The 11,018-nt window shown below is 68.1% G+C and carries 10 protein-coding genes and 1 pseudogene; 5 read left to right on the top strand and 6 right to left on the bottom strand.

All coding sequences use genetic code 11. The features are described 5' to 3' along the window. Positions 1–173: 173 nt before the first annotated feature. Both ACZ6DT_RS24770 and ACZ6DT_RS24775 read right to left on the bottom strand, forming a co-directional pair. A complete protein-coding gene (locus ACZ6DT_RS24770; RefSeq protein WP_465599330.1) occupies positions 174–1,277 on the bottom strand; it encodes a DUF2332 domain-containing protein in 1,104 nt (367 codons plus the stop codon). Positions 1,278–1,310: 33 nt separating this feature from the next. Continuing rightward, positions 1,311–1,889, bottom strand: a complete 579-nt coding sequence (locus ACZ6DT_RS24775; protein WP_465599332.1) for a MaoC family dehydratase — start codon at positions 1,887–1,889, stop codon at positions 1,311–1,313. A gap of 250 nt (positions 1,890–2,139) precedes the next feature. Here ACZ6DT_RS24775 and corA point away from each other — a divergent pair, with 250 nt between their 5' ends. The 3 genes from corA to ACZ6DT_RS24790 all read left to right on the top strand — a co-directional run bounded on the left by corA (position 2,140) and on the right by ACZ6DT_RS24790 (position 4,905). After that, entirely contained in the window at positions 2,140–3,228 is a 1,089-nt protein-coding gene (gene corA / locus ACZ6DT_RS24780; RefSeq protein WP_034313298.1) for a magnesium/cobalt transporter CorA, read from the top strand. 178 nt (positions 3,229–3,406) lie between these two features. After that, on the top strand, positions 3,407–4,069 hold the full coding sequence (locus tag ACZ6DT_RS24785) for a metallophosphoesterase family protein (RefSeq protein ID WP_465599334.1): 663 nt from the start codon (positions 3,407–3,409) through the stop codon (positions 4,067–4,069). Then, positions 4,066–4,905, top strand: a complete 840-nt coding sequence (locus tag ACZ6DT_RS24790; protein WP_465599336.1) for a chromosome partitioning protein ParB — start codon at positions 4,066–4,068, stop codon at positions 4,903–4,905. Before ACZ6DT_RS24785 ends, ACZ6DT_RS24790 begins: the two co-directional genes overlap by 4 nt. 76 nt (positions 4,906–4,981) lie before the next feature. Here the strand turns inward: ACZ6DT_RS24790 and ACZ6DT_RS24795 are convergent, their stop codons facing one another. Beyond that, on the bottom strand, positions 4,982–6,505 hold the full coding sequence (locus ACZ6DT_RS24795; protein WP_465599338.1) for an MFS transporter: 1,524 nt from the start codon (positions 6,503–6,505) through the stop codon (positions 4,982–4,984). Positions 6,506–6,626: 121 nt separating this feature from the next. Here ACZ6DT_RS24795 and ACZ6DT_RS24800 point away from each other — a divergent pair, with 121 nt between their 5' ends. Then, a complete protein-coding gene (locus tag ACZ6DT_RS24800) occupies positions 6,627–7,304 on the top strand; it encodes a TetR/AcrR family transcriptional regulator (protein WP_465599340.1) in 678 nt (225 codons plus the stop codon). 66 nt (positions 7,305–7,370) lie between these two features. On the opposite strand, the gene ACZ6DT_RS24805 is transcribed toward ACZ6DT_RS24800, so the two are convergent. Beyond that, the gene (locus tag ACZ6DT_RS24805; RefSeq protein ID WP_465599342.1) at positions 7,371–8,294 is read right to left on the bottom strand and encodes a hypothetical protein; all 924 of its coding nucleotides are present in this window, start codon (positions 8,292–8,294) and stop codon (positions 7,371–7,373) included. 160 nt (positions 8,295–8,454) lie between these two features. Between ACZ6DT_RS24805 and ACZ6DT_RS24810 the strand changes: the two genes are divergently transcribed. Continuing rightward, a complete protein-coding gene (locus ACZ6DT_RS24810; RefSeq protein ID WP_465599344.1) occupies positions 8,455–8,694 on the top strand; it encodes a PspC domain-containing protein in 240 nt (79 codons plus the stop codon). Between the two features lie 7 nt (positions 8,695–8,701). On the opposite strand, the pseudogene ACZ6DT_RS24815 reads toward ACZ6DT_RS24810, so the two are convergent. Together ACZ6DT_RS24815 and ACZ6DT_RS24820 are read right to left on the bottom strand one after the other, a co-directional pair. Continuing rightward, positions 8,702–9,462 (bottom strand): annotated as a pseudogene (locus ACZ6DT_RS24815) (NPP1 family protein). A 375-nt stretch (positions 9,463–9,837) separates the two neighbouring features. After that, positions 9,838–11,016: an ABC transporter ATP-binding protein gene (locus ACZ6DT_RS24820; protein ID WP_465599346.1), complete on the bottom strand. Its 1,179-nt coding sequence runs from the start codon at positions 11,014–11,016 to the stop codon at positions 9,838–9,840. Between the last annotated feature and the right edge of the window lie 2 nt (positions 11,017–11,018).

Consider the following 11,018-nt stretch of genomic DNA (forward strand, 5'->3'; position numbering starts at 1 on the left):
GCTTCTGGGGATATGAAGGGTGCTGGCCGTTCCCTTCCCACTCTTTCCCTTTTGGTTTTCTCTGACCCCCCCCCCCCCCCCCCCCCCGCCCTTCCCCCCCCCCCCCCCCCCCCCCCCCCCCCCCCCCCCCCCCCACCTCGACCCATGCGCTACCGGCACGCCTACCCGCGGGGCTAAGCCGGGAGCCAGGTCATCCGCTGCCCGTGCGGGGCCGTCCTCGCCAGCGCCCGCACTTCCGGGACACCGGCGTCCCAGCGGACGAGGCCGAGCACGGCCTGGTCCGCTGGTTCGGCCAGATCGGCCCGTCCGGGCACCAGGAACTCCAGCGCGGCGGCGTAGAACTCCTCGCTGACCCACCACAGCGGCCGGTCCGCGGCGAGTTCCCGCAACGTTTCGATGAAGTCCGCCCGCCGCTCCCCCAGGTAAGCGAGCACGTGGCTGGTCAGCACGACGAGGGGCGCGTCGGCGGGCAGGGTGGCGGCCGCCGAAGCGAGGTCGTCGACGGCGTCGCCGGCGATCAGGTCCGGCCGTTGCTTGCCCTGCGCCGCCGCTGCCGTGCGCAGGAGCCGGATCCGGTCCGGCTGGTCGGCCCAGACGCAGGCTTCGAGCCAGGCCAGTTCGTCTTCGTCGGCGAGGTCCACCGGGGCGCGGTCGAGGCCGGCGCGGGCGGTGATCGTCAGCTTCTTCGGCACCTTCGGCGTGACAGCGCCGGGCGCGAGGTCCAGCGCGCAGTGCAGGCCGACCGCGGTCTTCGCGGGCCCGGCGGTGAGCTGTTCGCCGCCGCCGCACTGGTAGCGGTAGGCGTACTTGTCCAGGCCGAGCAGCAGCCCCGCGCTGCATCCGACCTCGAGCAGCGCGATCTTGCCGCCCGCCTCCTTCGCCGCCGTCGTCATCGCGGGGTAGAGCAGCGCGGCGCGGCGGACCTCGTTGGTCTGCGTGTACCGCGAGGAGATGATCGCCCGCGCCTTGTCCGCCCGCTCCAGCAGGAACGAGCGGAACAGCGGCCACGTCTCCGAGTCCACGCCGTCGAAACCGCCGACGGACGGGTAGTACCGCGAGAGCGGGTGGATCGGGTCGGCCTGAATGAGCCGGTGCGCGGTCGCCAACAACAGCGTCCCGCGCGCTTCGCCGCCGCGGGCGTCGGCCAGCAGACCGGCCACGTCGTCGTCCTCGGACGCCTTCGCCGCCAGGTGCTCGTACAGCGGCGAAACACCGGCCGCCTCGACCGTCGCGAACTTCCGCAGGCGACTCTTGATCTCATCCAGCCCGATGGGCATCGACGCGCTCCCTCTTCCCGTTCGTGACACCCATTATTCGTGCGGGACCGGGCGGCCGGGCTGTTCACCGCCCCTGCTGTCACCGTAGGACCGCTTCGGCACCATCACCTTGCGACGGAAGACACACACGATGGTGCCGTCCTGCTTGTAGCCGCGGGTCTCAACGTAGACGACACCGCGGTCGTCCTTCGACTTCGATGGCGTCTTGTCCAGCACCTCGGTCTCGCCGTAGATGGTGTCCCCGTGGAAGGTCGGCTTCACGTGCTTCAGCGATTCGACCTCGAGGTTCGCGATCGCCTTGCCGGACACGTCCGGCACCGACATCCCCAGCAGCAGGGAGTAGACGTAGTTGCCGACCACGACGTTCTTGCCGAAGTCGGTGGACTCCTGCGCGTAGTGCGCGTCGAGGTGCAGCGGATGGTGGTTCATGGTGATGAGGCAGAACAGGTGATCGTCGTACTCGGTGACCGTTTTGCCCGGCCAGTGCTTGTAGACCGCACCGACCTCGAACTCTTCGTAATAGCGACCGAACTGCACCCATTCCTCCTGCACGAGTAACGCGGCGTGAGCCTGGGACGACAGGCTTTGGTGTTGAGGAGTACCCTCGGCCATCGGTGTCCGGTCGTCAACGCGACCCACACCACTGCGCAACCGTCCGCCGAGCCGAAGGAGGTGAGGAACCCGATGTCCAGTGGCGATAGTCCGCTTCCCAGTAGTCGCAGCGTTCCCCCCTTCACGCCTCGCCGGATCCCCACCTGGCAGGGCTGACGAAACCGGGAACGCTGGCCTAGCCGAGCGGTCCCCCGACCGCTTGGCCCGTCGTCTTCGCGCACCAACGCACGACGTCTGCCCAGGAGATCCCATGCCTGCCATTCCCTCGCTCGGCGGCCTTCGCGGCCGGAGCAACGGCCGTGCCAAGAGCGTCCCCGAACGCCCCCTGCCCGTCCCCCTTTCGGCGTACGTCGTCGACTGCGCGGTGTATGTGGAGGGCAAGCGCCTGCCCGGCCGTTGGACGCACGCCGAGGCGATCAAAGAGGTGCGCAAGCGGCACGCGGGGTTCGTCTGGATCGGCCTGCACGAGCCCGACGCGGTCCAGATCCAGGGCATCGCGGACACCTTCGGCCTGCACGAGCTGGCCGTCGAGGACGCGCTGGAAGCACACCAGCGGCCCAAACTGGAGCGCTACGACGACACGCTGTTCATGGTGCTGAAGACGGTCCGCTACGTCGAGCACGAGTCGCCGGCGACGGCCAACGAGATCGTCGAGACCGGCGAGCTGATGGCGTTCCTCGGCCGCGACTTCGTGATCACCGTGCGGCACGGGAACCACTCGGGGCTCGCCAGGCTGCGCCGCGAACTCGACCAGGACCCCGAGCGGCTCGACCTCGGGCCGTCCGCAGTGCTGCACGCGATCGCGGACCACGTCGTCGACCACTACCTCGACGTCACCACCGCGATCGAGTCCGACATCGACGAGATGGAGACGCACGTCTTCGCGCCGCGCTCCAAGGTGAGCGCCGAGCAGATCTACTTCATGAAGCGCGAGGTGCTGGAACTGCGCCGCGCCGTCATGCCCTTGGGGACGCCGCTGCAGCGCCTCGCCGAGGGCTACACGCGACTGATCCCGGACGAGGTCCGCTCGTACTTCCGCGACGTCTCCGACCACTTGACGACCGTGGCGGAGCGGGTCGCGAACTTCGACGAGCTGCTGACCACCCTGGTGGACGCCACCCTGGCGAAGATCACCCTCCAGCAGAACACCGACATGCGCAAGATCACCGCGTGGGCGGCGATCATCGCGGTCCCGACGGCGCTCGCCGGCATCTACGGGATGAACTTCGACTACATGCCGGAACTGCATTGGCGCTTCGGTTACCCGGTGGCGATGACGGTCATCTTCGGCGTCTGCATCCTGCTCTACCGAATATTCAGGAAGAACCGCTGGCTCTGACCCTTCTTCCGCGTTCGGCAGTTCTGGAGTTCCCTCATGCCAAGGATCCTGACCAACCTCAAGTTCTGGGCGCTGGCCTTCTGCGTCGTCTGGCTGGGCATCGTGATCGCGATCATCGCCAAGGACCCCGCGTTCGCGCACGGCCCGAAGTAACGCGTCCGGCATTACGCTGGAGCGTGTGAAAGCGCTGGTCGTCTCAGACGAGGTCGAAGAGCGGTTGTGGACGTCCGCCGTCCACCACCTGCCGGCCGACCTCGACCTCGTCGTCGGTGCCGGCGACCTGCCGTACGACTACCTCGAGTTCCTGGCGGGCGCGCTCGACGTGCCGTGCGTGTTCGTCCCGGGCAACCACGACCCGGACCTCTCCGGTTACACGCGTTACGGCGGACTGTCCCTGAAGGACGGTTTCCCCGCGGTGTGGCCCGGTCCGGCGGGCGGGGTGAACGCGGACGGCCGGGTCGTCGACGTCGGCGGGCTCCGCTTCGCCGGGCTCGGCGGTTCGGTCCGCTACAACGACGGCCCGAACCAGTGGACGCAACACCAGCAGGCCCGGCGCGCGCGGCGGCTGGTGCGCCGGGCCCGGTTCCGCCGCTGGAGGGAAGGGCGGGACGGCCGGGACGTTGATGTCCTGCTCACCCACGCGCCGCCGCGGCACTGCGGCGACCGCGAGGATCCGCCGCACCGCGGCTTCGACTGTCTCCATCGCACGATCGAGTTGTTGCGACCGAAATGGTTGCTGCACGGGCATATCCACCCGCACGGCGAACCCGTGCCGGACCGGGTGGTCGGCGGGACCACGGTACGCAACGTGGTCGGGCACCGGATCATGGAGTTACTGTGAAGGACACCGGTTTTCCCCGGGCGGACGCGGAGCACGACTTCCTCCGCGCGCGACGGCGACAGGTCCTCTCCCGGCTGGCGACCTGGCTGCGCCGCGAGCCCGACGACGTCAACATCATGCTGCCGTTCCACGAGGTGGTCGACGCGCTCGGCTACCTCGGCGAGCGGACGATCGGGGCGCGGGTGATCCGGCTCGATTCGATCGTCGGCAGCGTCGACCGCGGCCGCGACTTCGACCGCCGCTTCCGCCCGACGTCCGGCCGTGTCCGCGAACGCTGGGAACGGCTGGCGCTCGCGACCAGGCGCGGCGAGTCGATTCCGCCGATCCAGGTGTACCGCGTCGGTGAACTGCACTTCATCATCGACGGGCACCACCGCGTCTCGGTGGCGCACGCGATGCGACTGTCCACAATAGAGGCGATGGTCACCGAGGTGCGGACCAAACTGGACCCGAGCGGGATCCGGTACCGCGGCGACCTGATCGTGAAGGACTACCGGCGGCTGTTCCTGGAACGCGTCCCGCTGTCCGGGCACTCGCGGGTCTCGGTGGTGTTCACCGATCCGTGGGACTACGCGCGGCTCGGCGAGCACGTGGAGGCGTGGGGTTTCCGGCTGATGCAGGACGAAGGCGCGTACTCGGACCGTGCGACGCTCGCGCAGCGGTGGTTCGACGAGGAGTTCGTGCCGGTGGTGGAGATGCTGCGGCAGGCGGACCTGATCGGCGACCGGACCGACGCCGAGGCGTATCTGTGGGTGGCTTGCGAACGGTACCGGCTGATCCGGACACATCGGTGGGACGACGAAGTCTTCGAAGCGGTGCGGTCACAGTCCCGCTGACACCGTCCGCGCGTGCTAGGAACGGACCGTTCCTTGCAAATTTTGCAAGGAACGGTCCGTTCCTGGCGTTCGGGACCTACATGTGCATGGCGACCGGAGCACCCTCCGAAGCGCCTTCGGGCGCCTTCGCCGGGGCACCCGACCGCAGCAGCAGCCCGCAGATCACCGCACCGATGACGAAGATCCACCCGCCCCACACGAAAGCGGTCGTGTAAGTGTGCACAGCCGTTTCGGCCGCGAGTTGCGGCGAAGGCGCCTTCCCGACCAGGAACGACGTCGCGGCATTCCCCGCCAGCGTGCTCAGCAGCGCGGTCCCGATCGAGCCGCCGACCTGCTGCGCGGTGTTGACCATGGCCGACGCGACACCGGCGTCGCGGGTGTCGACGCCGAAGGTCGCGACGCTCATCGCGGGCGCCATCGCGAGTCCGATGCCGACGCCCATGATCATCAGGGGGAACAGCACTCCGTCGGCATAAGTGCTGGTGGTGTCGATGGCCGCGAGCCAGAACAGCCCCGCTCCGGCGATCAGCATTCCCAGTGACACCAACGGTTTCGCGCCGAACTTCGGCAACAGGATCGCGGTCGCCGAGGTCGCGCTGACCATCAGGGTGGCCACCATCGGCAGGAACGCGACCCCGCTCTGCACCGGCGTGAACCGGAGGTTCAGCTGGATGTAGAAGGTGAGGAACAGGAAGATCGAGAACATCCCGATGGCGAGCAGGAACATCGCGAGATACGAGCCACCGCGGTCGCGGTCGAGCAGCACGCGCAGCGGCAGGAGCGGATGTTCGGCACGCTGCTGGATCGCCACGAACGCGGCGAGCAGTACGACACCGGCGGCGAGGAATCCCCAGACCGTGATCGAGGACCACGAGTCGCGTTCGGCGTTCGCGAAGCCGTAGACCAGCGCGAACAGACCGGCCGAGGCGGTGATGGTGCCCGGGATGTCGAGCTTCGGGCGCGGGCCCTCGGTCTCGAAGTTCTTCAGCAGCACGGCCGAACCGGCGAACGCGATCACCGCGAAGACGATGTTGACGTACATCGACCAGCGCCAGTCGAGGTACTCGGTCAGCACGCCGCCGAGCAGCAGGCCGATCGCCGCGCCGCCACCGCCGATCGCGCCGAAGACGCCGAAGGCCTTACCGCGCTCCTTCGGGTCGGTGAAGGTCGTGGTCAGCAGCGAGAGGGCCGCCGGGGCGAGAAGAGCGCCGAAGACACCCTGGGCGGCACGGGCGACGAGCAGCATTTCGATGCTGGTGGCGGCACCGCCGATCGCCGACACGATGGCGAAACCGGCGAGCCCGACGAGAAACGCGCGCTTGCGGCCGAAGAGGTCCGCGAGCCGCCCGCCCAGCAAGAGCAGGCTGCCGAACGCGAGCGCGTAGGCGGTGACGACCCACTGGCGGGCGTCGTTCGAGAAGTCGAGGTCTTGCTGCGCCGACGGGAGCGCGATGTTCACGACGGTGGCGTCGAGCACCACCATCAGCTGGGCGAGGCCGATCATCACCAGGATCAGCCATCTCCTGGCGTGGTGCGGATTGGTGTGCTGCGCGGCCGCGTCCCCCTGCGGCGTGGCGACAGCGGCGGATGAATCAGGCATACGGGCAATTTCCTCACGGATAGTGACGAAGAAGCTATGTGGAGTAGGTATCTCCCCTTTCGTCGCCAAGGTACACAAGAAGTGGAGAAGTGTCCTCTACTTCGTTTGTTAAGCTGGACGAATGGCTCGGGACCTCGCTCCCGCCGTACCGGCGCGGCCGTTGCGGCGCGACGCTGAACTCAATCGGCAGCGCATCATCGCGGCGGCACGCGATGTCTTCGGCGAACGCGGACTCGAAGCGACGCTCGACGACGTGGCGCATCACGCCGGTGTCGGCGTCGGCACCGTCTATCGCCGTTTCCCGAGTAAGGAACACCTGGTCGAAGCGATGTTCGTCGACCAGTTCGAGACGATCCGCCAGTTCGCCGAAGAGGCTCTTCGCGCCGAAGACCCCTGGGAAGGCTTCACCACCTTCACCTGGCGCGCGGCCGAATTGCACGCCGGTGACCGCGGGTTACGCGAAGTCATGCTGTCGAACGTCTTCGGCCAGGAACGCGTCGCCGAGGCGAAAACGCGCATGGTGCCGTTGATCACACAGCTCGTCGAGCGGGCTCAGGCCGTCGGCGCTCTCCGCGCCGATTTCATGACGACGGACGTGCCACTGCTGCATCAGATGATCGGCTCGGTCATCGAGTTCACCCACGGTATCCAGCCGGATCTGTGGCGCCGGTGCCTCGCCATGCTGCTGGACGGCCTGCGCGCCGAACCCGGCCGCGCCACACCGCTGCCGCATCCGCCGCTGGATGTCGAAGCACTGGACGAGGCGATGTGCTCCTTCCGGCTGCCCAAGCTGCGCTAGCCCCGCATTCAGTCCTCTGAATGCGCTCCTTGCACGCGCAACTACCGCGTTCAGTCCTCTGAATGCCTACGGGAGCTTCGGGAACACCGCGACGGCGACCTCCCGCGCCGCCGCGCAGGTGGCGTCCTCCGGCGCACCGTCGACGCCGACCACCGATAGCGTCGCCTGTTCGACCCGTTCCGGGGTGCCCGGAATCGGCCGGTGCGTGGTCACCTGGCAGAACGCGCCCGCCGTGGTGACCTGGACCTGCCGCCCGCCCAGCGCCTCCGTCGCGCCCGGTGTGGTGTCCGCCCCGACCGACAGCGAGAAGCTGACCTTGCCGCGGATGCAGCTGTGCCCGGACAGCGCCGGGGCCGGTTTGGTCTCCGCGCCGGCGGCGGCGTCGAGTTCGTGCTGGTCGAGCGGCGCGCACGGGGCGACCCGGCCCCACGAGCGCTGGTCGAGGTCCAGCCGCCCGACCCGGCGCGCGCTGATCACCCCCGCCGCGCTGCCGACCGTCGCGTCGGCGATCCGGCAGCGGGCGGTCCGGTCGGCCGGGGCCGTGTTGTCGGAGGTGACGGCGATGGACAGCCGGATCCCGTCGGCGAAGGTCAGCAGCCGTGTGCAGGCGGTGTCCTCGTTGAACGTCGACTGCTGGACGCTGACGCCTTCCGGCAACGACCCGCCGTATTCGTAGGGCTGATTGTTCGGATCCTGCCCGGAAGTGATCGGACCGGTGGTCACGGTGTAGCGATTGGCGCCCTCGACGAATTCGAGGCGGCAGAACTCGAAAGAGGTCAACGGGGGCTTGACCGCGTTTCCGCCGCCGATCACTTTCCGCTGGTCGACGAGGCTGCAGTAATCGAGCGACGAGTAATCCCCGAGCGCCTCGGAAGCGGTCAGGGCCTCCTCACCCGCCGTGGTCGACGGGGCTACCGCCGGTTCCGGGGTGGAGCAGGCCGCGGCGAGGAACAGGCCGCAGAGTACTGCGCTGAGACTCTTCGAGGGCACCGGAGCAGTATCGTCAAAAGATCGCGGAACACCAGCCCCTACGGGCGAAGAACACAGGGTCCGCCGCGTTTTCCCAGGTGAATGCCTCACCGCGATTTCACGCCCTTAGGGGTGCGCTTCGTCCCGCGGTGGGATGCGGCGGGGCCGTCACGAGACGACAATGGGTTTCACACCAAGTGACGACCGAGAGGGAAGAATCGTGACGAACCCCGTAGCCGCCCGCCTGACCCGACCGCGCCAGGGCCGCATGATCGGCGGCGTCTGCGCCGGTCTCGCCAAACGCTTCGGCACCACGCCGGGCAAGGTCCGCCTGCTCGCCGTGCTGTCCTGCCTGCTGCCCGGCCCGCAGTTCATCGTCTACCTCGTGCTGTGGCTCGCCCTGCCCGAGAGCGAGTACTGAGCAGGCCTCAGGCGTTGGGATCGAAGGGGATGCCCGCCGGTTTGGCCTTGCCCAGATTGTGCTCGAAGGAGCCGTCCTTGATCGCCAGGCTCGCGCTGCCGAAATCGGCGCGGACGAGGGTGTCCCGGATGCCGGGCGGGAACCTGTCCCAGCTGACGAGGTCCGGGTACTGCCAGGCGTTGTAGTGGTTCTCCGGCGGTTCGGTCGCGCTCGCGATGCGGAAGCAGTGGGTGCTCAGGCCGTCCTTGTGATAGACGATCTTCGGGTGGGTCCCCTCCCAAGAGACCTCGGAGCGGTCGTAAGTGGAGTAGTTGCCGTGCGCGGACGTCGAGACGTACCGGCTTGGCCCTCGTTGACCCAGACGACGACGTGTTCGATGTCGTGCCGGTGCCCGCAGCAGTCGATACCCGGGACGGCCTGGTCCTTTTCGAAGTAGAGGTCGTACAGGTGGGCGCACCAGCCGTTGTCGCACTTCGACCGCGCGTAGGAGTTGGTGTTGTCGAGGTCTGACCGGTCTCGGCACTGACCGTTGAGGGCCCCGGAGTTCTTGAGACCGGTGGCCACCGCGCCGGTCGGCGAGATCGCGGGCGTCGGATAGCAGCCGTCGGTGTCGTAGTCGAACGCGGGCTGCCAGGTGCGATCGGCGTCGGTCGCGTTCGACGGCAGGGCCTGTGGTGGTTCGGCCCAAGCGACGGCCGGGACGAGCGTGGTGATGAGGACCGCTCCGACGAGGCCCTGCAGGAGACGGCGTGGCAGCTTCTTCGGCAAGACAGGCGCCCTTCTCTCGATACCGATGCGGGGCTGAGGATCCACGATCGTCCGGTGCGGCGTAAACCGCCGAAGGTGGGGGATCCCGGTGTCCGAAGTGGACAACCGGTCCTCAGGGCGCCATCGCCGCACACGCGTGATCGAAGCCGGAACTCGCGTGATTGGACGGCGAACTCGCGTGATTGAAGCCGGAACTCGACCGAGGCCGGATCGCACGGCGTGTTACGGCCCGAGACACGCGAGATCCGGCCGGAGACACGCGAGATCCGGCTTCAATCACGCGTGATCCGGCTGGGCGCACCTGTTGCATGAAGGCCCCCTTTTCTCGGCTGAGCCGAGGAAAGGGGGCCTTCATGCGCTTTCGGGAGAGGCGACCTAAGCGGTGTAGGTCAGGTTCTTGCCGTTGGACCCGTCGAACAGTTTGATCTTGTCCGCGTCGAACCACAGTTCCACGTTCTGGTTCTCCGCCGCCGAGGACGCCGCCGCGAGGCGGGCCACGATCTGCGACTCGGCGCCGGGAACGTCCGAGGATCCGCTGTCGGCGGCGAGATCCGCGAGGTCGGACGACGCCGCGGCCTCACCTTCGACCGAGAAATGCGCGAACTTCTCCGAACCCATCGACTCGAGGACGTCGACGTGTGCGGTGAACGTCGCGCCCTGTCGGGTGGCGGAGTCCACCAGCGCGGCGTCCTCGAAGTGCTCCGGCCGGATGCCGACGATGACCTCACGCGGCGCGTCGGCGGCCTCGACCAGCTGCCGCACCCGATCGGTGAGCGGGATGTCGCCCAGCGCGCTGCGGGCGATCCCGTTCTCCAGCGTCGCCGGCACGAAGTTCATCGACGGGCTGCCGATGAACCCGGCCACGAACAGGTTCCGCGGGTTGTCGTAGAGGAACTGCGGCGACCCGATCTGCTGCACGTGGCCACCCCGCAGCACGACGACCCGGTCGCCGAGGGTCATGGCCTCGGTCTGGTCGTGCGTGACGTAGAGCGTCGTCGTACCCAGCTGTTTCTGGATCTTCGACACCGAGGTCCGCATCTGGCCGCGGAGCTTCGCGTCCAGGTTGGACAATGGCTCGTCCATCAGGAACGCCTTGGGGTTACGGACGATCGCCCGCCCCATCGCGACGCGCTGGCGCTGCCCGCCGGAGAGGTTCGCCGGCTTGCGGTCCAGATGTCCGGTCAGGTCGAGGATCTGTGCCGCCTCCTCGACCTTGGCCCGCACGGTGCGGTCGTCGACCTTGGCCAGGCGCAGCGGGAACGCCATGTTCTCCCGCACGCTCATGTGCGGGTACAGGGCGTAGGACTGGAACACCATCGCGATGTCGCGGTCCTTCGGCGCCTTCTCGTTGACGCGCCGGCCATCGATGCGCAGTTCACCGGAGGAGATGTCCTCCAGGCCCGCGACCATGTTCAGGGTCGTGGACTTACCGCAGCCGGACGGGCCCACCAGGATGATGAACTCACCGTCGGCGATCGTGATGTCCACTTCGGACACCGCGAGGGCGCCGTCGGGGTACTTCTTGGACACTTTTTCGAGAACGATTTCAGCCATGG

The organism is Amycolatopsis sp. NPDC041971 (genome assembly GCF_055588925.1).

Bases quoted from the DNA above. Each gene is read 5' to 3' on its own strand.
- ACZ6DT_RS24800 (WP_465599340.1), top strand. From the start codon at position 6,627: ATGGCTCGGGACCTCGCTCCCGCCGTACCGGCGCGGCCGTTGCGGCGC.
- ACZ6DT_RS24810 (WP_465599344.1), top strand. From the start codon at position 8,455: ATGGGTTTCACACCAAGTGACGACCGAGAGGGAAGAATCGTGACGAAC.
- ACZ6DT_RS24820 (WP_465599346.1), bottom strand. From the start codon at position 11,016: ATGGCTGAAATCGTTCTCGAAAAAGTGTCCAAGAAGTACCCCGACGGC.
- ACZ6DT_RS24795 (WP_465599338.1), bottom strand. From the start codon at position 6,505: ATGCCTGATTCATCCGCCGCTGTCGCCACGCCGCAGGGGGACGCGGCC.
- corA (WP_034313298.1), top strand. From the start codon at position 2,140: ATGCCTGCCATTCCCTCGCTCGGCGGCCTTCGCGGCCGGAGCAACGGC.
- ACZ6DT_RS24770 (WP_465599330.1), bottom strand. From the start codon at position 1,277: ATGCCCATCGGGCTGGATGAGATCAAGAGTCGCCTGCGGAAGTTCGCG.
- ACZ6DT_RS24775 (WP_465599332.1), bottom strand. From the start codon at position 1,889: ATGGCCGAGGGTACTCCTCAACACCAAAGCCTGTCGTCCCAGGCTCAC.